This window comes from Nocardia bhagyanarayanae, assembly GCF_006716565.1.
In the GTDB taxonomy this organism is placed as follows: Bacteria; Actinomycetota; Actinomycetes; order Mycobacteriales; family Mycobacteriaceae; genus Nocardia; species Nocardia bhagyanarayanae.
Window position 1 is genome coordinate 5,097,402 of sequence record NZ_VFPG01000001.1, and the last position, 26,025, is coordinate 5,123,426.

The following is a 26,025-nucleotide window of genomic DNA, read 5'->3' on the forward strand; positions in this document are numbered from 1 at the left end:
AACCCGTGCCGCTCAGGCGGGTTCGATGCGGGCGGGGACGTGTTTGTGCCAGGGTGTGCCCGCGATGGCGTCGCGGAGGGTGACGTCGGTGAGTTCGTTGAGCGCGATGCCGGTGCGGGGGCTGTCGGGTAGGTCGAGGCCGAAACCGTTGGGCAGGGAGACGTGGCCGGGTTGCATGCGGTCGGTGAGTTCGACGGTGGTGACGGCGCTGCCGCGGCGGGTGGTGACGCGGGCGCGGTCGCCGGCGCCGAGGCCGAGGCGGGCAGCGTCGTCGGGGTTCATGCGCAGTGCGCCGTCGGGGTCGCGGCGACGCCAGGTGTCGTCTCGGAAGATGGTGTTGGCGGTGAAGGAGCGCCGCTCTCCCGCCGCCAGCACGAACGGATAGTCGGCGCTGGTGTGGGTGGCGGGCGTGGTGTCGAGTGCGCGCAGGGCGTGCAGCAGTTCGGGGATGGCCAGCGGGATGCGTTTGCCGGGGTGCGGGACGTAGTCCCAGGCGTCGGCGTAGTCGTCGACGGTGAAGGTGACACCGGAGCGTCCGGCGAGGATGGCGTCGAAGAGGGCGTCGGCGTCGCGGTGTCCGGCGCGGCGCATGGCGGCGGGATGGGTGCGGGCGACGCGCTGGGCCAGCGCCCACAGCACCGCGGCGGCGCGCGCCCCGTCGGGCAGGGTGGGGCCGAGGGTTTCGTAGAGCAGATAGGGCGCCAGGCCCGCGGTGTTCTTGTCGATGGCCAACAGTGCCGCGAAGGCCAGCGCGTAGGGGCGGCGGCCGAGGCGGGCGGCGGTGCGCAACAGCGCGAGCCGGGTGCGGGAGACCGCGCCGAGTTCGCGCAGCAGCCGCGCGTAGATCTCGGGTTCGGGCAGCGTGCCCGGCAGCGGGTCGAGCAGCGGCGCGCGCAGATGGAAGGTGTTGTGCGGGAATTCCAGGGTGAAGAAGGTGGCTTCCCACTTCTCGAACTGGCTGGCCGCGGGCAGCACGTAGTCGGCGTGGCGGGCGGTCTCGGTGAGCGCGACATCGATGACGACCACCAGATCCAGTGCGTCGAGCGCGGCGCGGAAGGAGTTCGAATCGGCAAGGGAGTGCGCGGGATTGGCCGATTCGACGATCATCGCGCGGAACCGGTCGGGATGGTCGGTGAGTATCTCCTCCGCGATGGAGTTGCAGGGCAGCATGCCGCCCAGGACGGGTGCGCCGGTGACGGGGCTGCGGCGGATGTCGCGGCTGTAGCTGGCCAGCGGGACCAGCCACGAGTGCGGTTGCATCGCGCCCGGCGCGGCGAAATTGCCGGTGAGCAGCCACAGCAGTTTGTTCAGATACGAGATGAGGGTGCTGTTGGGGCTCTGCTGCACGCCGAGGTCTTCGTAGGTGGCGACGCTTGCGGCGGTGCCGATGCGGTGGGCGGCGGTGCGCAGCAGCTCGACCGGAACGCCGCAGCGGTCGGCGTAGTCGGCGATGTCGATTTCACGCAGGGTGGCGACGACATTCTCGGCCTGGCTGGTGTGCGCGGTGAGGAAGTCGTGATCGAGCAGATCGTCGCGGACCAGGATGGCCAACAGCGCCGCCAGGCACCACGCGTCGGTTCCGGGGCGGACCTTGAGGTGGATGTCGGCGAGGTCGGCGGTTTCGGTGCGCACCGGGTCGATGACGATCATGCTGCGGGCGGGATCCTTGGCGATCTGCTGCAGGATGGTGCGGGCGCGCGGCACGCCGTGGGACTGCCAGGGGTTCTTGCCGAGGAAGACCGACACTTCGGCGTGTTCGAAGTCGCCGGTGGTGTGGCCGCCGGTGAGGTGGGCGTCGACCCAGCCTTCGCCGGTCTTCTCCTGGGCGAGTGCGGTGGAGCGGTAGCGGCTGCCCAGGGCGCGGCGCAGGGCTCCGCTGTAGGCGCCGCCGAGGTGGTTGCCTTGGCCGCCGCCGCCGTAATAGAAGATCTTGTCGCCGCCGTGCCGGTCGCGTACCTCTTTCAACCGGGCAGCGATCTCGGATATGCCTGTGTCCCAGTCGATTTCGGTGAAGGTGCCGTCGGGTTCGCGGCGCAGCGGGCTGGTCAAGCGCGTACCGCCGTTCTGGTAGTGGTCCAGGCGCAGCGCTTTGTTGCAGGTGTACCCGGCGGAGGCGACGTGGTCTTTGTCGCCGCGGATCTTGGCGAAGCGGCGGCCGTCGAGCTGGACGAGCAGGCCGCAGTTGTTCTCGCACAGGATGCAGGCGGTCTTGTGCCACGGCGCTGCCTGGGGGGCCGAAGCGGTGTCCTGGGCGGGAGTCGTGTCGCGGGCGGGGGCGTTCATCGGCTCACCTGATCCACGCGGGTGCCGTCGAGCCACGGTTTCGGGTCGGCGAGGAACGGTGTGTCGCCGAGGCGGGCGAGGTCGTCGAAGAACGCGCGGGTGGTGCGTGCCGCGGCGGCGGTGGTGCCGACGGAGACGAATCCGGCTTGTTCGCGGTCCAGGCCGCGAGCCAGACGGGTGTCGGTGCCGAAGTAGACGGCGCGTTTGAGTTCGGCGACGACGACCGGGTTGCGGGCCGCCAATCGGGCCGCGGTGGCGTGGGCTTCGGCCAGCAGTTGATCTTCGGCGACGACGCGGTGCAGCAGTCCGAGCCGGTGGGCTTCCGCGACCGACAGCGGCGCGCCCTCCAAGGTGACCTCGAGGGCGGCGGCCGCGCCGAGCAGCCGGGTGAGGCGTTGGGTTCCGCCGCCGCCGGGGACCAGGTTGGCCATGGTCTCGATCTGGCCGAGCTTGACGTGTTCGGCGTCGGCGGCGTAGCGCAGGTCGCAGGCCAGCGCGATCTCGTGGCCGCCGCCCAGCGCCGGGCCGTTGATGGCGGCCAGATACACCGCGTGGGAGCGGTTCATGCGCAACGTTGTTCGTTTCCAGCGGTGTCCCCACACCAGTCCTACGCCGAGGCCGCCACCGAACCGCTCCACCGCCGCCGTCGCGCCCGGAATGTGCAGCGCGGCGCTCGCGGCGCGCAGCAGTGGCGCGGCGACTCGGGCGGGTACGAACGGGTGCGGCAGTTCGATCATGCCGGTCAGCGCGCTGGGGTCGGCGTGGGTGAGGAACCGTCCGGGGACTCCGCCGGTGAGCACCACCGCGCCGACCGTGTCGTCGGTGTCGACGGCGGCGGTGAGGCGGTCGAGGTCGCGGACGAACTCGGTGGTCACGAAGTTCAGTGGCGGTGCGACGGCGCGGGCGGTGAGAACCCGCCCGTCTTGCTCGAGTTCGATGGTCTCCAGGTGCAGGTCGGTGGCGGACATCGGCGGCTCCTTCGGTGCGCGGCTGCGGTCGGAACGCGAGAGGGCGTGTGTGTGAACACCCTTCGGGGTCGCGTGATCCCGATACCCGACTATGGAGTACACCATAATCGGTGTGTCAAGGCTCAGCCCTTCGACCGAAATCCCTCCACCTCCCACCGAGGGATGTAGCGGCGTCGGCCCTGCAGGGGTTGACTTGTTCGCATACTCAACGCGCAGGTCCAAGGTCGAGAAAGGAGCAGTTATGTCCGGGAAGACCAAACATGCCCGCAAACCCGGTACCGAGCCCACCGCGACCGCCCATCCGGTGCCCGGACCGGCGGGAGCATCCCCGGCAACCGGATCGAAGACGGCGACAGCCGAGCACGCGGGACTGCGTGTCCCGATTCCGACGGTCGGAGTGCGCATGGCGCGGGTCCCGCTTCCGCCCGGATCGCGCACGGCGGCCGACGGTGTCTCGTCGGTGACCACGGCGGTGCTGCATAGAGTGCCGGACCGCGAGTCGATGCTCTACTACGGCGGGCTCGGCGCGGCGGCCGCCACCGGACTGGTGTCGTGGCCGGTGGCCACGGCGATCGGTGTCGGCGTCTGGGTCGCGGAGCATGCCCGAAACGTTGCGTCCGCCGGTCGGTAACGCCACGTCGACCAGCGACAGCACGCCCGGCCTGGGTCGGCTGCGCGGCCGCTGAGCGCGCGCGTCGGCGGTCGGTGCGGGACGCGGGGCCGGCCCTCCGGGCGCGGTGTGCCCTCGGAATTGCGTGGCCGTGGGCGCACCGTTCTCCTATGTTCGGATTCGTGATCTCCGCTTCGCTACGCCCGGCCGTGACCGCCGACGAACCCTTCCTCTGGGAAATGCTCTACGAGGCATCACACGCCGCCGACCAGGGACTGACCGTCGCCGACCTCGAAACCATTCCCGCGCTGTCGCGTTACGTCGACGGCTGGGGCGCCGGCAGCGATCTCGGCGTCATCGGCGGCCCAGCCGAATCCCCGTGCGGCGCAGCGTGGTTGCGCTTGCTCACCGGCGCGGACGCCGGTTACGGCTACGTCGACGACACGACTCCCGAGCTCGCGATCGCCGTCGCAGCGCCGGCGCGCGGCACCGGGCTCGGCACGGCGATGCTCGAACGGCTCGTCGCCGACGCCGCGGGACGCTATGCGGCGGTGAGTCTGAGTGTGCGCGAGGAGAATCCGGCGCGGCGGCTGTACCAGCGCCTGGGCTTCGTCGATGTCGACGGCTCGCGCATCGTCAACCGGGCGGGCACCACCAGCATCACCATGGTGTTGCCGCTGCGCTGAGCGCGTATTACCTTCAGCGTTTGGCGCGCTGCGCCTCGGCCAGCGTCGCCGCGACCTTGTCGGCGCCCGCGAGCCGCTGCACCCGGGCGGACAATCCGGGCGCGATGCCCGCCAGCAGGGCGCCGAGGCGCACCTGGGGCGGGGCCACATCGATCTCGCCGACGTTGCGTTCCACGGCGCGGCGCACCGCGGCCGCCACCTGAGCCGGCGAGGAGGTGCCGGTGCCGAAGGCCGGGGCAACGCCCGCGTCGGCGAACATGCCCGCGTCGCGGACGAAACCGGGGAACACCGTCGAGACGCCGACCCCGTGCGGGGCGAGGTCTTGGCGCAGTGCCTGGGCGAAGCCGCGCAGCCCGAATTTGGTGGCGTTGTAGAGCGAGACGCGGGGCGAGGCGATCTTGCCCGAGATCGAGGAGATGAACACCAGATGCCCGTGCCCCTGGGCGATCAGTGGTTCGGCCAGCAGGCGGGCGGTGATGATCGGGGCGCGCAGGTTCACATCGAGTGCGCGGTCGATCTGCTCGATGGAGTAGTCGGTGAGCAGTCCGCTGGCGGGCACGGCCGCGTTCGCGACGACGATGTCGAGCGGCCCCGCCGCCGCGAGCAGCGCCGCGACCCCGTCGCGGTCGGCCAGATCGGCGGGCACGGCGCGCGCGCCGGTCTGCTCGGCCAGCGGGGCCAGCACGTCGACGCGGCGGCCGGTGAGCACCAGCTCGGCGCCGCGTTCGGCGAACGCGTGGGCGATGGCGTGCCCGATGCCGCCGGTGGCGCCCGTGATCAGAACTCGTGAACCCTCGATCTTCATCGCCTGTACCGTCCCCTGTCGCCGCCTTGCGGAAATTCGAGTCCCGCTTCTGGGAGCACGGTAACGAGCCGAGCGGGCGAGCACATCCGCGCGCGGTCGGATCTCTGGCTCCGACCGTGGTAGGGGTTGCCGGGTCAGTGCGCGGTGGCCGGGTAGAGCGCGCGCAGCTCGGCGACCGCGTCGTCGAGGGGTTCGATGCTGCGCTGCACCCGGCACAGCGCGATGGCGCCCTCGAAGGCGGCGACCGTGAGCACCGCTAGGCGCCGCGCCCGGTCGGCGGGGACGTCGTGGCGGATCAGCACGTCGGTGAGCGCGGCATGCCAGCGATCGAAGACGGCGGCCGCGGCACGCGCGAATTCCGGCGCCTCGTCGTTGGTTTCGACGGCGACCGCGAAGATCGGGCACCCCGCGCGGAACTGGCTCTCGCGCAGCGTGGTGCGCCACATCTCGGCGAATCTCGCGAGCGCGTCGAGGGGGTCGCTGTCGCGGGTGAGGCGCTCGATGTAGCCGGACATGATCTCACCGGCCGTGGTGACGGCGTCGCTGACCAGCTGGGTGCGTCCGCCGGGAAAATGGTGATACACCGAGCCGCGCGGCGCGCCGGTGCTGGCCAGCACCCGGTCCACGCTGGTCGCGCTGGCGCCGTGCACGCGCAACGAGTCGATGGCGCCCTCGATCATCCGCTGCCGCGCGTTGGGCAGGCGGGTGCGAGGGGAGGCGTCGGTGCTGGATCGGCGTGCCACGCCCTCATTCTATGGGGTTGCCCATAGTGCGGATGGCGCGGTCAGCGGACCCGGGTGCGGTGGAATTCCAGGAACGCGTCCAAGGTCCGTTGCGGCGCCTCGATTTGCGGGTAGTGGCCGATGTCGGGCAACTCCACCACGTCGGGATGCTCGATCAGTTCGCGGTAGCGTTCGACCATGTGCGCCCCCGAGACCGGGTCGCGCAAACCGTCGATCAACCGCAGCGGCACCACGGCCCGCTGCAGCGCGCCGACCCAGCGTTCCCGATGCTTGCGGCGCTCGGCGATGTAGCCGATGATCTTGTGGCCGTTGCGTTTACCGTGCCGCGACGACCACAGCAGCCAGAATTGGTGCAGTTCGGTTGCGCTGGGGCGGGTGTCGGGTCCGAAAACCGCCGCGAGGCTGCGTTTGAACGCGGTCTCACCGCCGAGGACCCCGACCATCGGTCCCAGCGGTCCGGCGAGCAGTCGCTGCACCCAGCGCGCGCGGTGGGTTTCGGGGAACAGTCCCCCGTTGAGCAGGCACACCGATTCGATGGTCAGCGAGTCGTCGCCGGTGGCGCGGCGTTCGGCGTCGCGGGCCAGCAGTTCCTGGGCGACGGTGTCGCCGTAGTCGTGGGCCAGCACGTGGAAGCGGTGCACGCCCTGTTCGAGCAGCAGTTGTTCGTGCAGGTCGGCTTGGTCGGCGATGCTGTAGTCGTAGGTGCGCGGCTTGGCCGACCAGCCGAAGCCGATCATGTCGGCGGCCAAGACCCGCGCGAACCGTTCACACAGACCGGGCCACACGGCATGCCAGTCCCAGGACGCGGTCGGGAAACCGTGGATGCACAGCAGGACCCCTTCGGGTCCGCCGCCGCCCTCGGTCCAGAAGATCTGGTGCCCGCGATGGGTGAACCGGTGTCCGTTGGCACGCCAATTCGCAAACTCCTCCATACCCGATAAGCATTGCCGGTGCGCGGGCGCGCGGCAGCGATTCCGGGGAATCGGCCTCGCGACCGTGCCGGCTACGGCGGGGACGCGGCGATAGTGGCGTTTTGGGAGAATACGTCGGTGCATGTCGCGATCGGGCTGGTGGTTCTCGTCGCGTCGGCGGCCGCGTTGGCGGCGCTGGCGCGCCGGTTCGGCGTCTCCGAACCGTTGGTGCTGACCCTGGCCGGGGTGGCGGCCTCCTATCTCCCGTTCGTTCCCGCGGTGCATCTGGAGCCGGAGGTGGTGCTGCTCGGTTTGCTGCCACCGCTGCTCTACACCGCGGCGATTCGGACCTCGCTTGTCGATTTCCGCGCCAACATCGGCACCATCGCCTCGCTGTCGGTGGGTTTGGTGCTGTTCAGCACGTTCGCGGTGGCCGCGGTCGTGTGGTGGCTGCTTCCCGTGCCCTTCGCGGTGGCGGTCGCGCTGGGTGCGGTGGTCGCCCCGCCCGACGCGGTGGCCGCGACGGCGGTGGCGCGCCGGATCGGGATGCCGCGGCGCATCGTCACCATCCTCGAGGACGAGTCGTTGTTCAACGACGCGACCGCGCTGGTGGCGTTGCGGACCGCGATCGCCGCCTCGGCGGGCACGGTGTCGGTGTGGCAGGCGGGCGGTGACTTCCTGCTCGCCGCGGGCGGCGGCGCCCTGGTCGGCATCGCCGTCGCCTACCTGCTCGCGATGCTGCGGCGGCGCATCAGCGATCCGGTGCTCGACACCACGCTGTCGTTCCTCGCGCCGTTCGTGGCGTATCTGCCCGCCGAAGAGATACACGCCTCCGGAGTGATCGCGGTCGTGACCTGCGGGATGATCCTCGGCCACGGCGCGCCGGTGTGGCAGTCGGCGGCCTCGCGCATCGCCGAACGCACCAACTGGCGCACCATCCAGTTCATCCTCGAGAGTTCGGTGTTCCTCATCATCGGTCTGCAGGTGCGCGCGATCGTGGAGGGCGCGTGGAGCAGCGGCCTCGACCACGCCACTCTGGTGGTCACGGCGATCGCGGTGCTGCTCGCGGTGATGGTGGCGCGGCCGCTGTGGATCTTCCCGTGGTCGCTGCTGTTCCAGCGGCTCGGACGCTCGACCACCCCGCTGAGCTATCCGACGGTGGTGTCGTGGGCGGGCATGCGCGGCGTGGTCACTCTGGCCGCGGTGCTGCTGTTGCCCGAAGACACCCCGCAACTGCCGGTGCTCAAGCTGCTGGCGCTGGTCGTGGTGGCCGGAACGCTGCTGCTGCAAGGCACCTCGCTGCCGTGGCTGGTGCGGCGCCTGCATCTGCGCGGCCCCAGCCGCTCGGAGGACGCGCTGCAGAAAGCGAACCTGCTCACCCAGGCGGGCGCGGCCGGCATGGCGGCGCTGGACGCCGCGGCCGGACCCGACACCCCGCAGCAGGTCGTGCAGTCGCTGCGCGACCGGCTGACCTGGCGCACCAACGCCGCCTGGGAACGATTGGGCCGCGCCGAATCCGAACAGCAGACCCCCACCGCCGAATACCGCAGGCTGCGCCTCGTGATGTTGCGCGCCGAGCGTGAAACCGTATTACGGGTGCGGGATTCGGGCGGCACGGACTACGAGATCCTCCAGCACGTGCTGGCCCGGCTCGATCTCGAGGAATCGATGATCGACCGGTTCGACGAGACCGAGGAAGAACGCCGCGAACCTCTCGCCGCGCCCGCCGCGGCCGCCGACTGCGACCATCTGCGGGCCGCGCCACTGCTGCGTGAACCCACCGAACCCGACCAATGCGCCGAATGCGTCGCCGAGGGCCAGAGCTGGGTGCACCTGCGAATGTGTCTGTCGTGCGGGCACATCGCCTGCTGCGACTCCTCGCCCGGCAATCACGCCACCAAACATCACACGTCCACCGGTCACCCGGTGATGCGCAGCGTGGAACCCGGCGAAGCCTGGCGCTGGTGCTACGTCGACGAGCTGCTGGGCTGAGCGCCCACCGGCACCGGACGGCGGTGCGAGTAGATCAGGCGGGCGTATTCGGTGAGCAGCCGCCGCAGTGACAGGTTCTCTCCGCCCGCCGCGATCTGCTGGTAGCCGATCAACATCGCCATACCGAGCGAGGTGACCACGGCGGCGGTCTCGTCGTCGCCGACCACCCCGTTGATCACCTTGTGCACGGTGCGCCGCCGCGACTCGTCGACCCGCTTGAGCGCCAGATTCACCGACTCGTCGTTGGCGGCCCACGCCCTTATCGCGGCCTCGGCCTGGTGATGCAGGCCCGCCGCGAGATCCGACATCGCGCGCACGTCGTCGTCGGGATCGCCCTGATTGAACTTCAACGTGCGCAGGATCAGTACCTGCCGGTTCTCCCAGTGCTCGAGCAGCGCGTCGACGAAACCCTGCCAGCTGCCGAAGTGGTGGTAGAACGAGCCGCTGGTGACCCCGAGCCGACGGCACAGCAGACCGATGTTGAGGCCCTTGAACCCGAGTTCGGCCAGCACCTCCAGAGCGGTGTCGAAGTACTGCTCCTTGGTGACCACTCGTGACATGCGGATGCCGTTCTGCTCGTGCGGGCAAGGGGGAGGGCCCGAACAGTACCGCATCTGTTCGCGCGCGCGTGCGGGCACAACCGAATCCGCTAGGTGACTCGCGGTAGCTGTTACCGGGCGAAATATGCAGTGCGCGTGGGCGAACCGGCGCAGGGTTGCATAACAGAGCAATTGCTCTGTTATAGTCGGCGCCATGCCACGACCCCGCACCCACGACCCCGACGCCGTGCTCGACGCCACGGAATCGCTGGCCGTCCGCGGCGGCCCGGCCGCGGTCACCATCCGTGCCGTCGCCGCCGTTACGGGCGTGTCCAACGGCGCGCTGTACCACACCTTCGGGTCGCGATCCGGGGTGCTGGGGCGCGCGTGGTTGCGGGCCGCGCGCCGGTTTCTCGCGGTGCAGAACGAGTTGATCGAGGCGGCCTCCGGGTCCGAAGGGGACTCGAGTACGGGCGGTAAGGAATCGAAAGGTGGTGCCCAAGAATCGGATTCGGCAGCCGAGGCGGTGCGGGACGAGGCGATCGTGGCCGCCGCCGAGGCACCCAGCGTGTTCGCCGAGCGATTCCCCGACTCCTCGCGCCTGCTGCTCACCGTCTCCCGCGAGCAGCTGCTCGGCGAGGACCTGCCCGAAGACGTCGCCACCGAAGTCCGCGCCGCCGAACGCGCCCTGATCGACCTGCTGGTGCGGCTCGCGCAGCGCCGATGGGGCCGCCGCGACCGTCGCGCGGTCGAAGTGCTCACCACCTGCCTGGTCGACCTACCGACCGCCATCCTGATCCGCCGCGAGCGAATCGCCGAACCCTTTGCCCGCGAACAACTTCGGGCCGCCGTCCGTGCCGTGCTCGCGGTCGGACCGCCCCCCTGATCCCCCTGCCCCGACCACTCTCGATGAAGGAATCCACCATGCCCACCCTGGAATACCACGACAAGATCGCCGTCCTCGACCTCGGCGGCGACGAGAACCGCTTCTCCCCCGACTTCCTCGACGAGGTGAACGCCCACCTCGACACCGCCCTCGCCGAAGGCGCCCAAGGCCTGCTCACCACCGCCAGCGGCAAGTTCTACTCCAACGGACTCGACCTGGACTGGCTCGGCGCCAACGCCGACCGCGCCCAGTGGTACGTCGCACGCGTGCAAGCGTTGTTCGCGCGAGTGCTCACCCTGCCCGTGCCCACCGCAGCCGCGCTGCCCGGACACGCCTTCGGCGCGGGCGCCATGCTCGCCATCGCCCACGACTACCGCGTCATGCGCGGCGATCGCGGCTACTTCTGCTTCCCCGAAGTCGACATCCGCATCCCCTTCACCCCGGGCATGGCCGCGCTCATCCAAGCCAAACTGACGCCCAAAACCGCGGTCGCGGCCATGACCACCGGCCGCCGCTACGGCGGCCAGGCCGCGGCCGACGTCGACATCGTCGACGCGACCGCCCCGGAAGGTCAGGTCACCGCCGCGGCGCTGGAAATGCTGCTGCCCTTGGGCGGCAAGGACTCCGGCACGCTCGGGGCGATCAAGAACACCATGTTCGCCCCGGCCGTCACCGCGCTGACCACGCCGTAGTCCCCGCCGGGGTTCCTCGCGGACCTGTCACACGCCTCGCAGAGGGTCGCAGCCTGCGCGGAAGGTCCGCGAGGTCGCGGATTTCGTCGGTCAGTGCGGCGGGGTGTTCTCGGGCTTGTTCAAGTGGGTCTCGAAGAAGGCGAAGATGCGTCGCCAGGCGTCGGCGGCCGCGTCGGCGTTGTGGCCAAGGCCGGTGACGCGCAGCAGCCGGTCGCCGGGAAAGGTGTTGGCGAAGCCGTGGGTGACGCCCGGATAGGTCTTGATGTCATGGGCGACACCGAAATCGGTGAGCGTGCGCTCGAGCTTGGCGGGTGCGCCGACCAGCGACGGATCCAAGCGGGCGTAGCTGGCCACCACCGGGCAGATGCCGTCAAGCAAGGTGCGGTAGTCGCCGTACAGGCCCGGATAGAACGGGGCAGCGACATCGAAACCGCGCGGCGCGGTGAGCAAGGCGAACCCGCCGCCCATGCAGAAACCGACCACGGCGGTGCGCCCGGTGCACGCCGGATCGGACACCAGGCGATCGCGGGCGGCGAGGATGTCGCGGACCGGGACCGCGTCGGCATCGGACTCACCGCCGGTGAACCACAACGCCCGCATCACCGCCCGCATACAGCGCGCGCGACCCCGCGAGAACAGATCGGGGGCGATCGCGAGATAGCCGTGCTCGGCGAGCATCGCGACGTGCCCCTCGAGGTCGGTGCCGAGGCCGAGCACATCGTGGACGACGACAATGCCCGGCCACGGACCCGCACCCGCCGGGCGGGCCAGCAGCGCGGGCAGCGGACCATCCGGTGCGGATAGCTCGACGGTGTCCATGATCGGAAATGTACGCCGTGCGGGTCGCGGTCGAGGCGCGCTTGGACCACCTTCGGCGCGAAGTCCCATCAGGGGCCGAGCGGGGCGGCCGCGAAATTTCGGTAGCGGTCGGCGGTGAAGCGACCCGGTTCCGAGACCACCAGTTGGGCGGCGCGCTCACCGGCGGCGAGCAAGGAGATCGCCGTCGGTTCGAGGTCCAGTTCCGCCACGCCGGGGCGATGAGCGCGGCCCTACTCCAGCAAGGCGCGCGAGAGCGAATCGCCTTCCGGTGTCGGCTCGTTCGCGCACCTGGTGCGGGGCGTCGACGGCGGGCAGCATCAGTAGCCGCCACGACCCCAAATGCGTGGCGACCGCGCGCAGCAGGTTGGTCATCGCGGTGAGCAGGATGTCGTCGATATCGGCGCCGGGCTCGAAGGCGGGCATCGCCTCGCGCGGACGGCGAGCGCTTGGCCGTCACCGTGGACGTCGGATAGCTAGCCGGTCGCCGACGGTCATCGATGTCGATCCTGCAACCAGGCGTTGGATAGCAAAACGCCAGAGCACACGGCGAGTCGCTGGGAGATTGCGCGGTGGAAGCTGGGGATATGCTGGGTCGGTGGTGTCCGCGCCGTCGCCGATGCTGGCCCTCTCCGGACGACCGCCCGGGAATCCGGACGGTTGGGCCTTCGAGATGAAATGGGACGGCATGCGCGTCGTCGCGGCGGCGGGCGAAGGCGACTGTCAGCTCTACAGCCGCAACCGCAAACACGTCACCGGCTCGTTCCCCGAAATCGCCGCCGCCGTCGCCGCGGCGGTCGGCGAGCATCCGGCCACCATCGACGGTGAGATCGTGGCGCCGGAAGGCGCCGGCGGCACGCCGTCGTTCTCCCGGCTCCAGCGCCGCATGCACGTGCGCGCGCCCTCCGCGCAGCTGATCAGGGACGTTCCGGTGCTGTACATGATCTTCGATCTGCTCGCCCTAGACGGCCACGCCACCACCACACTGTCGTACCGGCAGCGGCGGGAGCTGCTCGCCCAACTCGACATCGCCCGCCCGCCGATCCAGTTGTCGCCTTACTGGACCGACATCGAGCCCGAGACACTCTCGGCGGCCGCGGCGGAGAACGGGCTCGAGGGTCTGGTCGCCAAGCGTCTCGACTCCACGTATCAACCGGGTGAACGGTCGCGCAACTGGATCAAGATGCCGTTCCGGAAAACCACCGAAGCCGTCATCGCCGGATGGTTGCCCGGAAATGGCCCGTTCGCCAATACATTCGGGTCGGTGATTCTCGGCGCGCACGATTCGGCGGGACGGCTGGTGCATATCGGCAATGTCGGGACCGGATGGAAAATCGCGGAACGGCGCAGTCTGCGCGCCCGCCTGGACGAACTCGCCCGTCCCGACACACCTTTCGACGTGCCGCCGCCGCGCGCGATCGCCGTGCTGGCGCACTGGGTAGAGCCGGAGTTGGTCGCCGATATCGAATATCGAGAAGTCACCTCCGAAGGGTTGCGGCACCCGAGTTGGCGGGGTCTGCGGATCGACAAGACGCCCGCGGAGATCGAAGTGCCGTAACGGCGTCGGAGGCGACCCGCTCGCCCGCGTCGAGGGACTATCGCCGAGCACGCGCCCTATCGGGCGTCCGGTGTCACCTGTTCGACGGTGGCCGAGGCGGGAAACGACCAGGTGGGCGAGCATGTAGACGGTGAAGTCGAACTCGCGATCGCGGTCGATACCCGCGAGGTACGGCGCGGCGAGGGAGACCTGTGGCAAACCGGATGCCTCGAGCGTGTTCTGCCGCTCGGCGATTCTCTCTGGGTCGCTGGTTCCGAACGTCGGACCGGCGGAAACCTCGCGAAGCAGGGTTCCGATCAACGTGGCCAGCAGAGTGCGCGTGAGGTGGACCGCGTGCTCGGGGTAGCACCCCGTCCGCCGCGGCACCGTGAGGGCGCCTTCGACGGGGGCGAGGCCCGCGGTCGAGGAGAGCTGGCGTGTCAGGACCAATGTCGCGGCCCGCGGATGGGCGATGGTGATGCGGCGGAATTCGCCGGCCCAGGCGCGTAGATCGTCTTCGAGGGAGTCGGTCTCTTCCAGCGGGCGCAGTACGCCTTCGACATCACCACCGAGGGCGAAGAGTGACAGCGGCGGCCCACCTCGCCGTGACCGAGTAGGCTCATCTCCGATCTTGCGAAACAACAAGGGGGAAAGATCACCATGCGTCGTCACCTAGGGGCATTCGCAGTCGTCACCGCAGCGGCAATTGGGATCCTGGGGAGCTCGGGCACCGCCGTCGCTTACCCGAACATCTACGAGGGCCTCGAGATCGGCGACTGCGCCGCCTACGATCGCACGAACCAGGTCGGCGGACCCGCCGATTGCGATTCTGTACAAGCGAATTATCGCCTGGTGGAGAAGTATCAGCTCGCGCCGGAAACCGCGGGCATGGAATGCGGTGATCCGATGGCCGCGGTCTCCTATCACCATCGCACAGATGACGGCACCCGCTTGGCCCTCTACTGCTTCGCCAACAACTTTCGGGTCGGTGACTGCTGGAACTTCACCGATGTCAGGGAACGGCGTCGTGTGGACTGCGACGCGCGTGAACCTGAAACAAGCCGCCTCACGGCGGTTTACGAAGGCGTCTCGAACGCTGCCCTCTGCCACGACCAGAACACCGACGCCGTCGTCTGGGAAAAGCCCCGGCTCACCGTCTGCATTACACCGAGCTAGCGCCACGGTGGCAGACGCCGAGTGCGCCCGGATCGACGGATCAGGGCGCGGGGAGGCGGTCGAGCCGAGATCAGGTCGGGCCGGTGAGCTCCTCGGTGGCTCTGGCTCGCGCTGTCAGTTCGTCGAGGAAACGATCGATGCTGTTCGATCTGGCGAGCGGTGATTCGAGTAGGTCACGGGCTATGGACTCGGCGCGGTCGATCACCGCGGTGGTGAGGTCGTGGGTGAGTTCTTCCTCCAGTTGTCGATGCGCTCGAGCGATATCGCGTAGACCTTCTCGGCGCACCCGGTCGACTTCGGCCGCCGCGGTGTCGCGCAGTGCGGTGACGATCCGGTCGGCGTCGTCACGTGCCTGGCGGCCGATGCGCGCGACCTCGATCTCGGCGGCCGCGACCGCCTCGGCGAAAGCACGTTCGGCGGCGGCCAATTCGGTCGCGGCGTCCGCGCTTTCCGTCATCTGGTCGTCGATCGTGCGCTGCGCTTTCCGCATGACCGTCCGCACTCGCGGGGCGACCCATTTCGACAGTGCCCCGAGGATGACGGCGAAGCCGAACAGCTGGCTGACGAATACCGGCCAGTCCCAGGTGATGTCGTAGATGCCGTCGCCGGTGTTCATCGTCGTCCACCTCCGATCACCCGATCCGCCAGGTCGTGGGCAAGGGGATCGAGACGCGTGTCGAATCGTGCCGCCGCCGCGGCGGCCTGGGTTCGCAGTTCCGCGGTGGCCGTGGCCACCATCTCGTCGGTCCGGTCTCGGGCGTGATCGCGGTTCGCGACCAGGATCGCCCGGCCTTCGTTCCTGGCCTGTTCGCGTAACCGCGCCGCGTCGGCGTGGGCGCGGGCGAGCGCGGACCGGTAGCGGTCCTCGGCCGCGGCGAACGCTTCCCGCGCCTGTCGCCGGTGGTCGGCGGCTTCGGTGACGCGGGCCTCGCGTTGGTCGAGGACCTCGCGGATCGGTGGTACCACGAACAACCAGATGACCGCGAACACGAGGAGAAAGATCGCCAGCTCGACGAAGAACGTGCCGTTGGGGAGCAAGAAGTTCTCGGCCGCAAGGCTTTCGGCTCTCATGGCGTCACTTGCCCGGCGCCGCGAACGCGAACAGCGCCATGAACGTCAGGTTGATGAAGTACACGGCGTCGACGAGGCTGACCGCCATCAGGTAGTTGCCGCGCAGTTTGCCCTCGGCCTCCGGCTGCCGGGAGATACCGTTGATCAGGGCCGAGCCCGCCATGCCGTTGCCGTAGCCTGCGCCGATCGCGCCGCCGACCATCATCAGTCCACCGGCGACCAACGCCGCCGCTTGGACGACCGTCTCGTGGGTTATGTCGGCCATGGGTCTTTCCTTTCCTCGAATGATCGAACAGTTGTATTCGGTCCGGGAAGTGGTTGCCGCTCAGTGCTTTTCGTGGTCGACAGCGGTGGCCTGGCCGAAATAGAGGACGGTCAGCAGAGCGAAGATGAAGGCCTGGATGAGTCCTACGAACAGGTCGAACAGCTTCCACGCCGCGTTCGGACCCCAGCTGAGCCAGGCGGGCAGCAGTGCGATCACCGAGATCATCACCCCGCCCGCGAACATGTTGCCGAACAACCGCAGCGCCAACGACAACGGTTTGGCGATCTCCTCGATGACGTTGATCAGCACCATCGGTCCCCAACCCATATGGCCCTTGAGCAGCTGCTTCACATGTCCGATCGGACCGCGGCGCGCCATGCCCGCGGCCTGGTAGCAGACGAACACGAACAGGGCCAGCGCGTAGGTGAAGTTGACATCGGCGGCGGGCGGTTTGATCAGCTCACCGGCGCCGTACTGCACCGGCAGCACCGACAACCAGTTCGACAGCAGCACGAAGACGAACAGCGTCACCGCGAGCGGCAGGACGAACGGGGCGAGCCGAAGTCCCACAGCGCTTTCCACCTGCGCGCGCATCTGCACCGTGACCGCTTCGAAGAACAACTGCACGCCGCCGGGGACCCCGGACGTCAGTCTGATGCGCAGATAGAAGGCCAGGCCGAGCACGACGACGGCCGCGACAAGGGTCGCGACGATCGTGTCGACGTGAAAGTCCATGCCGAACAGGTGCGCGGTTTCATGGTGTCCCACTTCGACTTTCGTCATCGTGCCCGCCGAAGGGCCGGTGCGGCTGCCCACAACGCGGCGCCGATCTGAAATGTCACCAGGCCGTACAGGATGCCAAGTCCGTCCGGCCGCGTCAGGACACCGGCGACCAGCGCGAGCGCCGTGACGGCGAACAGCCGCACTCCGGTGATGGCCGCCAAAGGCCCTTTGCCCGAGGTGCTCTCACTCACGAGCGCGGCCACGCCCAAGCGGGTCAGCCACGCGTTGGTCAACCCCAAACCGATTCCGGCCCCGATGAATACACCCAACAGCAGCCGATCGTGCATCCCGGCGGCGGCGAGAACCGTGATTCCCACCGCGGTAGAGACGATGATCGGGCCGCGGTCGCCGTTGACCGTCATGTGCCCTCCCTCGGCGATGAATGGCGATGGAAGGCAATGCCTTCCGCGTCACAAGCTCATTCTTGCTTACTACTGCACGTAGTACAAGAGAAGCAGACAAATCGGACTAATCGGTCAGGCGAAGCGCAGTGGCACTGCCGGGTCGTGCGGAGCTGTTCAGCGTCAGCGGCGGAAACGCTGCCACCAACGGCGCTTCGGGCCGGTGGACGATTCCTCGACACCTCGCCCCGAGGTTTCCGCTGCCTGCTTCGCGAAGGATTGCGCCGAGGATGTGGGCGCGGGTTCGGGCGCGCGGCGCGTCGACTCCGTGGCTCCGCGTCGCGATAGGGCTGCACCCGACGCGGACGCACGCTCGTCCCGCCACCGCCGCACCACCGTGTCGGCATCGACAGGGCCAACCGGCACATGCGGCGGCGTCGGCACCCGCACATACCGGACCACCCGCTGATTGAGTTCGGCGATCGCGGCGCGCACCTCACGCTCGGTGTCCAGTTCGGCGACCGTCTCCTGGATGCGCTCCACATCGCGGCGCAAAACGAGCGATTCCGGCAACATGCCGTCGGCCCGAATCCCCTCGCGCTGCAAGTAACTGCGCAACCACCAGTTCTCGTCCACCTGGGTGCCGACCCCGGGTAGCGGCCGACCCGCCCCGCGCAAATTGTCGAATTCCCCGCGCTCGGTGGCCTCGCGGACCTGCTTGTCGATCCACGATTCGAAGGTCTGATCCGGCGGTTTGCGCTCGGTCATGCCGTCCAGCCTACCCACCGGTTCGAGCGACGTTTCTCGCGCTGCGAGCAGGTTTCGGGGAAAGCCGGCGCGCAGCGCCCCGCCCGACCTACCGTCAGAGCACAGTGCCGGGCGTCGTGAGTGAGACCGAAATGACCGAACCGAACACCTCCTGTGCCGCCTTCCAGCGTGTCGCCGCGATCGATCCGGACGCGGTCGCCGTCCGCTCGATCGGCGGGGAGCAAAGTCTGACGTGGCGTGCGTATTCCGAACAGGTCCGGGCCGTCGCGGGCGGGCTGAGCGCGCTCGGCGTGGGGCGCGGTGACACCGTGGCCCTGATGATGGGCAATCGCGTCGAGTTCTATCCGCTCGAGGTCGGCGCGCAGCACACCGGCGCCACGTCGTTCTCGGTGTACAACACCCTCGCGCCCGACCAGCTGCGGTACGTGTTCACCAACGCGGGCAACCGGGTGGTGATCTGCGAGGAGCAGTACGTCGAACGGGTCCGCGGCTGCGGCGCGCCGATCGAGACCATCGTGTGCGTCGACGGCGCGCCCGAGGGAACCATCGGTGTCGACGAGCTGATGGCCTCGGCCGCCGAGGATTTCGATTTCGAGGCGACCTGGCGTGCCGTGCGCCCGTACGACATCGTCACCCTCTGCTACACCTCCGGCACCACCGGCAACCCCAAGGGTGTGGAGATCACGCACGAGAATCTGCTGTTCGAAGCCCGTGCGTTCGCCTCGGTGCTGCCGGTCGAATTCGGCGACCGCCAAACCTCCTACCTGCCGACCGCGCACATGGCCGACCGGTTCACCGCGCTGTATCTGCAGGAGGTGTTCGGCACGCAGATCACCGCCGTCCCCGACCGCGCGCAGCTGCCCGCCGCGCTGCTCGACGTGCGCCCCACCATCTGGGGCGCGGTTCCGCGGGTGTGGGAGAAGTTCAAAGCGGCCATCGAGTTCTCTGTCGCCAACGAGCCCGATCCCACCACCAAGGCCGCCTTGCAGTGGGCGCTCGACACCGCCCGCCGCAAGGCCGAGGCCCGGCTGCGCGAGGAGCCGCTCGATCCCGCCCTCGCCGAGGAATGGGCGCGCGCCGATGCCGCGGTGTTGTCGAAGTTGCGCGCGAAACTCGGTCTGGACCAGGTGAAGTGGGCGATGTCGGGCGCCGCGCCGGTGCCGCCGGAGACGCTCGGGTTCTTCTTCGGGCTCGGTATCCCGATCTCCGAGGTGTGGGGGATGTCGGAGCTGACCTGCGTGGCCAGCGTGAGCCCGCCCGACCAGGCGCGCTTGGGCACCGTCGGCAAGCTGCTGCCCGGGCTGGAAAGCTCCGTCACCGACGATGGTGAGTTCCTGGTGCGCGGACCGCTGGTGATGCGCGGCTATCGCAAGGAACCCGACAAGACCACCGCCGCGCTCGACGACGACGGCTGGCTGCACACCGGCGACATCATCACCGTCGACGAGGACGGCTACCTGAAGGTGGTCGACCGCAAGAAGGAATTGATCATCAACTCGGCGGGCAAGAACATGTCGCCCGCCAATATCGAGAACGCCATCAAGGCGGCCACGCCGCTGGTCGGATCGCTGGCGGTGATCGGGGATCGGCGGCCGTTCACCACCGCGCTCATCGTGCTCGACGCCGAATCCGCGGCACCCTATGCCGCCCAGCACGGCCTGCCGGATTCCTCGGCCGCCGCACTCGCCGCCGACCCCGGTGTGATCACGGCGATCGCGCGCGGTGTCGCGGCGGGCAATGCGGCGCTGTCGCGTGTCGAGCAGGTCAAGCGGTTCACGATTCTGCCGGTCTTCTGGGAGCCGGGCGGCGACGAGATCACCCTGACGATGAAACTGCGCCGCAAGCCCATCGCCGAGAAGTACGCGGCCGAGATCGAAGAGCTCTATGCGGACCGACCGGATGGTTCGGTGCACGAGCCGATCGAGGCGCAGGACACCGCGGTGAGCTAGCGCCGAACCGCCCGCCTCGGCCGGTTACCCGCACTGTTGTATCAGCGATCCCACAGTTCTAATTTAGGTAATACGAAAACTGCGGGAAAGGCGTGCGGTGATGCGGCGTGACCTGATGGGGGAACCTTCGCGCCGCGGCTTTCTGGCCGGCGGCGGCGCGCTCCTGGGTCTGGGTGGCGCGGCGGTGGCAGCGCGAGCGGGTCTGTCCGAGGCCGAACCGCGCACGGAACAGACCGGTCACGGCATGTATGGGGCGGCCTCCCACGGCGGCGGGGCCAACGGACCCACCTTCCGCATCGGCTCGGTGGTCGACCACCACGCCAACGGATTCGATCCGACCGACATCCTGCGCGACTTCGACTACGGCACGATCACCAAGACCGGCGACGGTCGCACCCTGCGGGAATGGGAGATCGCCTCCACCGACAAGGAACTCGAGGTCGCGCCGGGCGTGAAGTTCCCGGCGTGGGTGTTCAACGGCCGCATCCCGGGACCGACCCTGCGCTGCACCGAAGGCGACCTGCTGCGCATCACCTTCACCAACGGTTCACAACACCCGCACACCATGCATTTCCACGGCATCCATCCCGCGGAGATGGACGGCACCCCCGGCCTCGGCGCCGGACTCATCGCGCCCGGACAGACCGCGGTGTACGAATTCGACGCCATCCCCTTCGGGGTGCACCTCTACCACTGCCACGTCGGGCCGCTGGCCGAGCACGTCGCCCGCGGCATGTACGGGACGTTCATCGTCGACCCGCCACAGCCGCGTCCGGCCGCCGACGAGCTGATCATGGTGCAGCACGGCTACAACACCACCTTCGACGCCGAAGGCAACCAGCTCTACGCCGTCAACGGCATCCCGTTCCACTACATGCACGAACCGGTGCGCGTGAAACGCGGTGAACTCGTGCGCATCTACCTGATCAACGTACTCGAGTACGACCCGATCAACAGCTTCCACATCCACGGCAACTTCTTCGACTACTACCCCACCGGCACCCGCCTGCAACCCGCCGACTACACCGACACCATCGTCCAGGGCCAAGGCCAACGTGGCATCTGCGAACTGCGGTTCCCCTACCCGGGGAAGTTCATGTTCCACGCGCACAAATCCGAGTTCGCCGAACTGGGGTGGATGGGATTCTTCGAGGTGACCTGATGAGCGAGCGCACCGAAAATCCCGCACCGCAGAAGTCCCAGGCCCGCACCGGGTGGGTTTCGACCGTGGCGGTGGTTCTGCTGCTGGGGCTGGCGCTGGCGGCGCTGGCCGTGGTCGGCGGGCGTTCGTTGCCCGAGCGGATCGGTCCACCGGTGGAAGAGATCGCGGTCGAACAGGTTCGGATGTCGCCGGGCCGCATCGACCTCACCGTGCGCAACGCCGGACCCGATCCGGTGCGGGTGGCGCAGGTGTTCGTCAACGACGCGTTCGTCGACGTCCGGGGCGGCGAGCAACCGATCGCACCGCGCCGCAGCACCGTGCTCACCCTGGACTATCCCTGGCAGGAAGGCCAGCCGTATCTGGTCTCCATGCTGACCTCCACAGGACTCGTCATCGAACACGAGATCGCCGCCGCCGTCGAAACGCCCACCGGCGGGCGCGACCTGTTCGCGGTGATGGCACTGCTCGGCGCCTACGTGGGCATCATCCCGGTCGTGCTCGGCATGCTGCTGCTTCCCGTACTGCGGCGAATCGGCAAGGGCGCCATGTGTTTCCTGCTCGCGGTCACCGTCGGGCTGTTGTTGTTCCTCGCCGTCGACGCCGTGTTCGAAGGGCTCGAGCTCGGCGAGCGTTCCGGCGGCGCGTTCGGCGGGATCAGCCTGCTTGCACTCGGCGCGATTCTCGCCTTCCTCGCGCTCACCCTCGTCGACCGCTGGCTCCACCACCGCGCCCACGCCGCGGGCGAACGCGGCGGCACGCGGCTGGCGCTGATGATCGCCATCGGCATCGGACTGCACAACCTCGGCGAGGGCCTGGCCATCGGATCCGCCTACGCGCTGGGCCAACTCGCGCTCGGCGCGGCGCTGGTCATCGGGTTCGCGTTGCACAACACGACCGAAGGGTTGGCGATCGTCAGCCCGCTGCTGGCGTCGGCTCGGCCGGGGGTGCTACGGCTGCTCGGGCTCGGACTCATCGCGGGCGCACCGGCGATCGCGGGCGCGGTGCTCGGCGCGGGGGTCGACAACGCCGAGTTGTCGCTGTTCTTGCTGGGACTCGGGGTGGGGGCGATCGGACAGGTCGTCGTGCAGATCGCGCCCGCGTTGCGAGGCGGCGAGGAACGCGAGCCGGGGCCGGTGGCGGCGATGGACACGACCGCGGTGCTCGGCGTCGCGGTGGGGGTGGCGGTGATGTACGCGACGGGGTTGTTGGTGGTGGCCTGATCCAGGGCGTCGGTACTCGCCAGGGCAGCGTCGTCGGGTGTCGGTTCAGAGTGCGAAGGTCAGGCGGTCCGGGCTCAGGTAGTCGGTGGGGTCGTGCATCGTGCGCAGTTCCGGACGGCGGCCGGGAGCGAGGCGGGCGAGTTCGGCGCGCAGCGGGGCGTCGTAGGTGGCGGCGCTGGCCGTCAGGCCCGGCAGCCAATTGTCGTGGTGGGACGGGACGAACAGCGACGGGCCCAGCGCCTCGACGTACTTGCGCGGATCGCGCAGACCGTTGGTGATCTGGTTGTAGCCCTGCACCGCGCCGATGTGCACATCCGTGGACGGCAATCCCGCCAGCACGTCGAACACCTCGGGCGCCTTCTCCGTGAGCGGACCCGCGGAATCGTGCCAAGTGAGCGTGAAACCGGGGATCCGGAATTGGTAGAGCAGCACACCGCCCTCCGGATCCAGCAGGCGCGGCAACGTCTGGCGCAGATCGGTGAGCGTCGGACGGTGGCGCAGGATCGGTCCCGGCTCCGGACGCGGGAAGAAGCGCCGTGCCTCGTCGGCCGGGTCCTCAGGGGTTCGCGCCGAATGCAAGTGCCGCACCGCGGTGACCGCGACGGCGCCGACAGTGACCTCGTGGCGCTGCCCGATGGGCGTGTGCGCGTCACCGAGCGCCTCCGTCGGGAACGTGGATTCGGGGACCTGGGCGCGGATGGCGGCGCAGTGCTCGGCCGTGCCGTAGACCGTCGCGCCGCCGGCCTCGGCGATCGCGCCCGCGTCACCGGCGTGGTCGAAATGGCCGTGCCCGATGAAGATCGCCGTCGGCCGCAGGTCCGCCAGTTCCTGCGGTGTCGCGGGTACATAACCCGAACTGGTCACCCGGGGCACCCACGCGTCGAGCAGGAACACCGAACCGCCGAGCGCGAGCGCGTAAGTCGTGCAACCGACCCACGACAGCACCACGCGATCGCCGCGCACCGCGCCCGTCTCGGGATCGGCCGCATCGCCGAAGAAACGCCGACGCGCCGCCACTGTCCGCGCGTCCCCCGCGTCGCCCACCGGTTCCAACCGCATCGGCCGACCCCATGCCCCGCGGAAACCAGCGATCAGCGAACCAGGATGCAGATTGCACATCCGTGCACCAGATCACGGAACCCGGCATCTGGCAACCCCTCGGGTCCGCCCAGAACCCTGCGGGAAGCGCCGCGTCCGGGAACGCGGCGGGCCTAGCGTGAGGCCATGGCCGAAGCGGCGAGACCCGCTGCGACACTGTGGTACCGACCCATCCAGGCGGTGCGAGCACCAGCTGCGCGCAGTCCTACAGCTCGACGCCGAGCAGCGCGTCGACGGCCGTCTTGACCAAGCCCGGCGCCGCGGTGTCGGGGCCACCGTATTCGAGCGCCTGAGAGACCCAGTTGTCCACGGCGGCAAGGGCTTTGGGGGTGTCGAGGTCGTCGGCCAAATGCTGGCGCAGGCGGGCGATCGTGTCGTCGGCGACGGGGCCGGAAGCCAGGGCGGTGGCGCTGCGCCAGCGGGCCAGGCGCGCCTGGGCGTCGGTGAGGACCGCGTCGGTCCACATGCGGTCCTGCCGGTAGTGTCCGGCGAACAGACCCAGTCGGATGGCGGCCGGGTCGACACCGGAGTTGCGCAGCTTGGAGACCAGCACCAGGTTGCCCTTGGACTTCGACATCTTCTCGCCGTCCAGGCCGATCAGCCCGGCGTGCACGTAGTGGCGGGCGAAACGGCGGCCCGCGATCAGCGACTCGGCATGCGCGGCGGAGTACTCGTGGTGCGGGTAGATCAGGTCACTGCCGCCGCCCTGGATGTCGAACTCCGGGCCGAGGCGGTTGAGCGCGATCGCCGAACACTCGATGTGCCAGCCCGGCCGGCCCGCACCGAACGGGGCGGGCCAGGACGGCTCGCCGGGACGGGCGGCGCGCCACAGCAGCGCGTCGATGGTGTCGCGTTTGCCGGGGCGGTCCGGATCGCCGCCGCGTTCGGCGAACAGCCGGTCCATGGTCGCGCGGTCGTAGCCGGACTCGTAGCCGAACTGTTCGTTGGCGTCCGCGCGGAAGTAGATGTCGGGGTACTCCGCGTCGTCGACGACGTACGCGGCGCCCGAGGCGAGCAATTTCTGGACGAACTCGACGACCTCGTCCACCGACTCGATGGCGCCCACGTACTCGCGCGGCGGCACGATGCGCAGCGCCTGCATGTCCGAGCGGAACAGTTCGATCTCGCGGGTACCGAGATCGCGCCAGTCCACGCCGTCGCGGGCGGCGCGCTCGAACAGCGGATCGTCGACGTCGGTGACGTTCTGCACGTAGTGCACGTCGTGGCCCGCGTCGCGCCACAGCCGGTTGACCAAGTCGAAGGTCAGGTAGGTGGCGGCGTGTCCGAGGTGGGTGGCGTCGTAGGGGGTGATCCCGCAGACGTACATGGTGGCGGTGGCGCCGGGGGTGACCGGCCGCACCCGCGCGTCGGCGGTGTCGTACAACCGCAACGGCGGCCCTGCTCCGGGGACGGTCGGTAGGGCGGTATCGGACCAGGACTGCATGATTCGAGGGTAAAGGTGTGGCCGAGTTCATCGCCGCTCGCCCCGGCTGCGTGGGCACTTCGAGCGCCACCGGACCCTGGCGGGACCAGCCAAAACGAGACCCCTGCCGAAAGTCAATGATCTCGCTCTCGTGGAAGTGAACATCCGACGAATCGCGTCGGCTCCGGTTCCTCCCAGCAAACTTCAGCGAGGCAAGCGATTGGCCGCCCGAGGCGCTCCGACCAGCGGCCCTCGAGCGGCCAGCTCGTTACCGCGACCTCCGGGCGACCTACAGCACTGCGCTGCCACGCCCGTCCACCCGCGTCGCCGCGGCGCCGAAGACGAACGGATGCGGTTCGGACTCGGCGATGAAGTCGGCGGGGAACCCGCGCGCGAACGGCGCGGCGGCTTCCAACCGGTGCACCGCGTCCTTGGGCAACGTCAGCTCGGCGGCGGCGAGATTCTCGGTGAGTTGCTCGACGCTGCTCGCGCCGACCAGCGGCAGCACCGCGCGCGACTTGTGCCTGGTCCACGCCAGCGCCACCTGCGCGGGCCGCGCGCCGAGCTCGGCGGCCACCTGGGCGACCGCGTCGGCGGCGGCACGCTCGCGTTCGGTGAGCGCGGCAGGGTCGACGCGTCTACCGGTCGCGCCGGACAGTTTGCCCGCGGCCAGCGGCGCCCACACGGTGACGCTCATCCCGAACGCCTCCGCCATCGGCAGCAGTTCCCGTTCGATATCGCGCTCGAGCAGGTTGTAGGGCACCTGGAGCCCCGCGAACGGCGTGCGATCCCGCCACTGCGCGAGCGTGTTGGCGCGGGCGACGACCCAAGCGGGCGCGTCCGAGATTCCGAGGTAGCGCACCTTGCCCGCGGTCACCGCGTCGTCGAGGGCGCGCACGGTTTCCTCCAGCGGGGTGTGCCTGTCCCACACGTGCACCCAGAAGATGTCGACGTAGTCGGTGCGCAACCGCCGCAGGCTGCGCTCCAGCGAGAGCATCAGGTTCTTGCGGTGGTTGCCCGCGCCGTTCACGTCGTCGCGGTCGCGGCTGAGGGTGTACTTGGTGCCGAGCACGAAACGGTCGCGTCGTTTGTCGAGAATCTCGCCGAGGATGTCCTCGCTGTCGCCGTACGCGGAGGCCGTGTCGAGCGCGTTGCCGCCCGCGTCGGCAAACGCGTCGACGATGTCACGCGCCCGCGCCGGTTCGTCGAAAAGCATTGTGCCGAGGATGATTTCGGAGACACGAAGGCCGGTGTTGCCGAACAGTCGATAGCGAAGCATGGGACGAGTCTCGCGCGGTCGG

General features: G+C 69.2%; 27 protein-coding genes and 1 pseudogene. 10 read left to right on the top strand and 18 right to left on the bottom strand.

Annotated elements, in window-relative coordinates:
- Positions 1 to 12: 12 nt before the first annotated feature.
- Both FB390_RS22055 and FB390_RS22060 read right to left on the bottom strand, forming a co-directional pair.
- On the bottom strand, positions 13 to 2,283 hold the full coding sequence (locus FB390_RS22055) for a molybdopterin-dependent oxidoreductase (RefSeq protein ID WP_141810651.1): 2,271 nt from the start codon (positions 2,281 to 2,283) through the stop codon (positions 13 to 15).
- Entirely contained in the window at positions 2,280 to 3,251 is a 972-nt protein-coding gene (locus FB390_RS22060) for an enoyl-CoA hydratase/isomerase family protein (RefSeq protein WP_246124154.1), read from the bottom strand. Before FB390_RS22060 ends, FB390_RS22055 begins: the two co-directional genes overlap by 4 nt.
- Before the next feature lie 241 nt (positions 3,252 to 3,492).
- On the opposite strand from FB390_RS22060, the gene FB390_RS22065 reads away from it, so the two are divergent.
- Both FB390_RS22065 and FB390_RS22070 read left to right on the top strand, forming a co-directional pair.
- On the top strand, positions 3,493 to 3,882 hold the full coding sequence (locus tag FB390_RS22065) for a hypothetical protein (protein ID WP_141810653.1): 390 nt from the start codon (positions 3,493 to 3,495) through the stop codon (positions 3,880 to 3,882).
- Between the two features lie 161 nt (positions 3,883 to 4,043).
- Positions 4,044 to 4,547 carry a GNAT family N-acetyltransferase gene (locus tag FB390_RS22070; RefSeq protein ID WP_221639343.1) on the top strand — a complete coding sequence of 168 codons (504 nt, stop codon included), beginning with the start codon at positions 4,044 to 4,046 and terminating at the stop codon, positions 4,545 to 4,547.
- 13 nt (positions 4,548 to 4,560) lie between these two features.
- Here the strand turns inward: FB390_RS22070 and FB390_RS22075 are convergent, their stop codons facing one another.
- From FB390_RS22075 to FB390_RS22085, 3 genes are all read right to left on the bottom strand, one after another.
- Positions 4,561 to 5,352, bottom strand: coding sequence for an SDR family NAD(P)-dependent oxidoreductase (locus tag FB390_RS22075; RefSeq protein WP_141810655.1), 792 nt, complete (start codon positions 5,350 to 5,352; stop codon positions 4,561 to 4,563).
- A 134-nt stretch (positions 5,353 to 5,486) separates the two neighbouring features.
- Positions 5,487 to 6,095, bottom strand: a complete 609-nt coding sequence (locus FB390_RS22080; RefSeq protein ID WP_246124155.1) for a TetR/AcrR family transcriptional regulator — start codon at positions 6,093 to 6,095, stop codon at positions 5,487 to 5,489.
- 41 nt (positions 6,096 to 6,136) lie between these two features.
- Complete coding sequence (locus FB390_RS22085; RefSeq protein ID WP_141810656.1) at positions 6,137 to 7,027, bottom strand: alpha/beta fold hydrolase; 891 nt, start codon at positions 7,025 to 7,027, stop codon at positions 6,137 to 6,139.
- Positions 7,028 to 7,144: 117 nt separating this feature from the next.
- On the opposite strand from FB390_RS22085, the gene FB390_RS22090 reads away from it, so the two are divergent.
- Positions 7,145 to 8,998 (top strand): Na+/H+ antiporter, encoded by a 1,854-nt coding sequence (locus FB390_RS22090; protein WP_141810657.1) that lies wholly within the window; start codon positions 7,145 to 7,147, stop codon positions 8,996 to 8,998.
- Here the strand turns inward: FB390_RS22090 and FB390_RS22095 are convergent.
- A complete protein-coding gene (locus tag FB390_RS22095) occupies positions 8,974 to 9,558 on the bottom strand; it encodes a TetR/AcrR family transcriptional regulator (RefSeq protein WP_141810658.1) in 585 nt (194 codons plus the stop codon). The genes FB390_RS22090 and FB390_RS22095 overlap by 25 nt on opposite strands.
- Positions 9,559 to 9,751: 193 nt before the next feature.
- On the opposite strand from FB390_RS22095, the gene FB390_RS22100 reads away from it, so the two are divergent.
- Together FB390_RS22100 and FB390_RS22105 are read left to right on the top strand one after the other, a co-directional pair.
- A complete protein-coding gene (locus FB390_RS22100) occupies positions 9,752 to 10,423 on the top strand; it encodes a TetR/AcrR family transcriptional regulator (RefSeq protein ID WP_141810659.1) in 672 nt (223 codons plus the stop codon).
- 38 nt (positions 10,424 to 10,461) lie between these two features.
- On the top strand, positions 10,462 to 11,115 hold the full coding sequence (locus FB390_RS22105; protein ID WP_141810660.1) for an enoyl-CoA hydratase-related protein: 654 nt from the start codon (positions 10,462 to 10,464) through the stop codon (positions 11,113 to 11,115).
- A gap of 90 nt (positions 11,116 to 11,205) precedes the next feature.
- Here FB390_RS22105 and FB390_RS22110 read toward each other — a convergent pair whose 3' ends face one another.
- Positions 11,206 to 11,934: a dienelactone hydrolase family protein gene (locus FB390_RS22110; protein ID WP_141810661.1), complete on the bottom strand. Its 729-nt coding sequence runs from the start codon at positions 11,932 to 11,934 to the stop codon at positions 11,206 to 11,208.
- 68 nt (positions 11,935 to 12,002) lie between these two features.
- On the bottom strand, positions 12,003 to 12,143 hold the full coding sequence (locus tag FB390_RS33670) for a hypothetical protein (protein ID WP_185757133.1): 141 nt from the start codon (positions 12,141 to 12,143) through the stop codon (positions 12,003 to 12,005).
- Positions 12,144 to 12,529: 386 nt separating this feature from the next.
- Here FB390_RS33670 and ligD point away from each other — a divergent pair, with 386 nt between their 5' ends.
- Positions 12,530 to 13,489 carry a non-homologous end-joining DNA ligase gene (gene ligD / locus FB390_RS22115; RefSeq protein WP_246124156.1) on the top strand — a complete coding sequence of 320 codons (960 nt, stop codon included), beginning with the start codon at positions 12,530 to 12,532 and terminating at the stop codon, positions 13,487 to 13,489.
- Positions 13,490 to 13,630: 141 nt separating this feature from the next.
- Here ligD and FB390_RS22120 read toward each other — a convergent pair.
- Positions 13,631 to 14,140 (bottom strand): annotated as a pseudogene (locus tag FB390_RS22120) (TetR/AcrR family transcriptional regulator C-terminal domain-containing protein); the annotation flags it as partial.
- Between FB390_RS22120 and FB390_RS22125 the strand changes: the two are divergent.
- Positions 14,129 to 14,644 (top strand): hypothetical protein, encoded by a 516-nt coding sequence (locus tag FB390_RS22125; RefSeq protein ID WP_141810662.1) that lies wholly within the window; start codon positions 14,129 to 14,131, stop codon positions 14,642 to 14,644. The pseudogene FB390_RS22120 and the gene FB390_RS22125 sit on opposite strands and share 12 nt — an antisense overlap.
- Before the next feature lie 70 nt (positions 14,645 to 14,714).
- On the opposite strand, the gene FB390_RS22130 is transcribed toward FB390_RS22125, so the two are convergent.
- From FB390_RS22130 to FB390_RS22155, 6 genes are all read right to left on the bottom strand, one after another.
- Positions 14,715 to 15,260: a F0F1 ATP synthase subunit B family protein gene (locus FB390_RS22130; protein ID WP_141810663.1), complete on the bottom strand. Its 546-nt coding sequence runs from the start codon at positions 15,258 to 15,260 to the stop codon at positions 14,715 to 14,717.
- Positions 15,257 to 15,715 (bottom strand): F0F1 ATP synthase subunit B family protein, encoded by a 459-nt coding sequence (locus FB390_RS22135; RefSeq protein ID WP_141810664.1) that lies wholly within the window; start codon positions 15,713 to 15,715, stop codon positions 15,257 to 15,259. Before FB390_RS22135 ends, FB390_RS22130 begins: the two co-directional genes overlap by 4 nt.
- Before the next feature lie 4 nt (positions 15,716 to 15,719).
- Positions 15,720 to 15,980, bottom strand: coding sequence for an ATP synthase F0 subunit C (gene atpE, locus FB390_RS22140; RefSeq protein ID WP_067783390.1), 261 nt, complete (start codon positions 15,978 to 15,980; stop codon positions 15,720 to 15,722).
- Positions 15,981 to 16,040: 60 nt separating this feature from the next.
- Entirely contained in the window at positions 16,041 to 16,763 is a 723-nt protein-coding gene (gene atpB / locus FB390_RS22145) for a F0F1 ATP synthase subunit A (RefSeq protein ID WP_141810665.1), read from the bottom strand.
- Positions 16,760 to 17,125 carry a hypothetical protein gene (locus tag FB390_RS22150; protein WP_141810666.1) on the bottom strand — a complete coding sequence of 122 codons (366 nt, stop codon included), beginning with the start codon at positions 17,123 to 17,125 and terminating at the stop codon, positions 16,760 to 16,762. Before FB390_RS22150 ends, atpB begins: the two co-directional genes overlap by 4 nt.
- 162 nt (positions 17,126 to 17,287) lie before the next feature.
- The gene (locus FB390_RS22155; RefSeq protein ID WP_141810667.1) at positions 17,288 to 17,872 is read right to left on the bottom strand and encodes a DnaJ family domain-containing protein; all 585 of its coding nucleotides are present in this window, start codon (positions 17,870 to 17,872) and stop codon (positions 17,288 to 17,290) included.
- Between the two features lie 131 nt (positions 17,873 to 18,003).
- On the opposite strand from FB390_RS22155, the gene fadD11 reads away from it, so the two are divergent.
- From fadD11 to FB390_RS22170, 3 genes are all read left to right on the top strand, one after another.
- Positions 18,004 to 19,821 carry a fatty acid--CoA ligase FadD11 gene (gene fadD11, locus FB390_RS22160; RefSeq protein WP_141811952.1) on the top strand — a complete coding sequence of 606 codons (1,818 nt, stop codon included), beginning with the start codon at positions 18,004 to 18,006 and terminating at the stop codon, positions 19,819 to 19,821.
- Between the two features lie 100 nt (positions 19,822 to 19,921).
- A complete protein-coding gene (locus FB390_RS22165) occupies positions 19,922 to 20,983 on the top strand; it encodes a multicopper oxidase domain-containing protein (protein WP_246124157.1) in 1,062 nt (353 codons plus the stop codon).
- The gene (locus FB390_RS22170; protein ID WP_141810668.1) at positions 20,983 to 22,203 is read left to right on the top strand and encodes a ZIP family metal transporter; all 1,221 of its coding nucleotides are present in this window, start codon (positions 20,983 to 20,985) and stop codon (positions 22,201 to 22,203) included. Before FB390_RS22165 ends, FB390_RS22170 begins: the two co-directional genes overlap by 1 nt.
- A 45-nt stretch (positions 22,204 to 22,248) precedes the next feature.
- On the opposite strand, the gene FB390_RS22175 is transcribed toward FB390_RS22170, so the two are convergent.
- The 3 genes from FB390_RS22175 to FB390_RS22185 all read right to left on the bottom strand — a co-directional run bounded on the left by FB390_RS22175 (position 22,249) and on the right by FB390_RS22185 (position 26,003).
- A complete protein-coding gene (locus FB390_RS22175; protein ID WP_246124158.1) occupies positions 22,249 to 23,262 on the bottom strand; it encodes an MBL fold metallo-hydrolase in 1,014 nt (337 codons plus the stop codon).
- Positions 23,263 to 23,506: 244 nt separating this feature from the next.
- A complete protein-coding gene (gene mshC / locus FB390_RS22180) occupies positions 23,507 to 24,745 on the bottom strand; it encodes a cysteine--1-D-myo-inosityl 2-amino-2-deoxy-alpha-D-glucopyranoside ligase (protein ID WP_141810670.1) in 1,239 nt (412 codons plus the stop codon).
- Between the two features lie 268 nt (positions 24,746 to 25,013).
- Positions 25,014 to 26,003, bottom strand: coding sequence for an aldo/keto reductase (locus FB390_RS22185; protein WP_141810671.1), 990 nt, complete (start codon positions 26,001 to 26,003; stop codon positions 25,014 to 25,016).
- Positions 26,004 to 26,025: the final 22 nt, after the last annotated feature.

What these genes read in the sequence shown, in the direction of transcription:
- atpE (WP_067783390.1), bottom strand. Translation starts at nt 15,980, where the DNA reads ATGGCCGACATAACCCACGAGACGGTCGTCCAAGCGGCGGCGTTGGTC.
- FB390_RS22175 (WP_246124158.1), bottom strand. Translation starts at nt 23,262, where the DNA reads ATGCGGTTGGAACCGGTGGGCGACGCGGGGGACGCGCGGACAGTGGCG.
- FB390_RS22085 (WP_141810656.1), bottom strand. Translation starts at nt 7,027, where the DNA reads ATGGAGGAGTTTGCGAATTGGCGTGCCAACGGACACCGGTTCACCCAT.
- atpB (WP_141810665.1), bottom strand. Translation starts at nt 16,763, where the DNA reads ATGACGAAAGTCGAAGTGGGACACCATGAAACCGCGCACCTGTTCGGC.
- FB390_RS22100 (WP_141810659.1), top strand. Translation starts at nt 9,752, where the DNA reads ATGCCACGACCCCGCACCCACGACCCCGACGCCGTGCTCGACGCCACG.
- mshC (WP_141810670.1), bottom strand. Translation starts at nt 24,745, where the DNA reads ATGCAGTCCTGGTCCGATACCGCCCTACCGACCGTCCCCGGAGCAGGG.
- FB390_RS22170 (WP_141810668.1), top strand. Translation starts at nt 20,983, where the DNA reads ATGAGCGAGCGCACCGAAAATCCCGCACCGCAGAAGTCCCAGGCCCGC.
- FB390_RS22060 (WP_246124154.1), bottom strand. Translation starts at nt 3,251, where the DNA reads ATGTCCGCCACCGACCTGCACCTGGAGACCATCGAACTCGAGCAAGAC.
- FB390_RS22130 (WP_141810663.1), bottom strand. Translation starts at nt 15,260, where the DNA reads ATGAACACCGGCGACGGCATCTACGACATCACCTGGGACTGGCCGGTA.
- FB390_RS22105 (WP_141810660.1), top strand. Translation starts at nt 10,462, where the DNA reads ATGCCCACCCTGGAATACCACGACAAGATCGCCGTCCTCGACCTCGGC.
- FB390_RS22095 (WP_141810658.1), bottom strand. Translation starts at nt 9,558, where the DNA reads ATGTCACGAGTGGTCACCAAGGAGCAGTACTTCGACACCGCTCTGGAG.
- FB390_RS22155 (WP_141810667.1), bottom strand. Translation starts at nt 17,872, where the DNA reads ATGACCGAGCGCAAACCGCCGGATCAGACCTTCGAATCGTGGATCGAC.
- FB390_RS22185 (WP_141810671.1), bottom strand. Translation starts at nt 26,003, where the DNA reads ATGCTTCGCTATCGACTGTTCGGCAACACCGGCCTTCGTGTCTCCGAA.
- FB390_RS22125 (WP_141810662.1), top strand. Translation starts at nt 14,129, where the DNA reads ATGCGTCGTCACCTAGGGGCATTCGCAGTCGTCACCGCAGCGGCAATT.
- FB390_RS22075 (WP_141810655.1), bottom strand. Translation starts at nt 5,352, where the DNA reads ATGAAGATCGAGGGTTCACGAGTTCTGATCACGGGCGCCACCGGCGGC.
- FB390_RS22165 (WP_246124157.1), top strand. Translation starts at nt 19,922, where the DNA reads ATGCGGCGTGACCTGATGGGGGAACCTTCGCGCCGCGGCTTTCTGGCC.
- FB390_RS22065 (WP_141810653.1), top strand. Translation starts at nt 3,493, where the DNA reads ATGTCCGGGAAGACCAAACATGCCCGCAAACCCGGTACCGAGCCCACC.
- FB390_RS22135 (WP_141810664.1), bottom strand. Translation starts at nt 15,715, where the DNA reads ATGAGAGCCGAAAGCCTTGCGGCCGAGAACTTCTTGCTCCCCAACGGC.
- FB390_RS22150 (WP_141810666.1), bottom strand. Translation starts at nt 17,125, where the DNA reads ATGACGGTCAACGGCGACCGCGGCCCGATCATCGTCTCTACCGCGGTG.
- fadD11 (WP_141811952.1), top strand. Translation starts at nt 18,004, where the DNA reads ATGACCGAACCGAACACCTCCTGTGCCGCCTTCCAGCGTGTCGCCGCG.
- FB390_RS22110 (WP_141810661.1), bottom strand. Translation starts at nt 11,934, where the DNA reads ATGGACACCGTCGAGCTATCCGCACCGGATGGTCCGCTGCCCGCGCTG.
- FB390_RS22055 (WP_141810651.1), bottom strand. Translation starts at nt 2,283, where the DNA reads ATGAACGCCCCCGCCCGCGACACGACTCCCGCCCAGGACACCGCTTCG.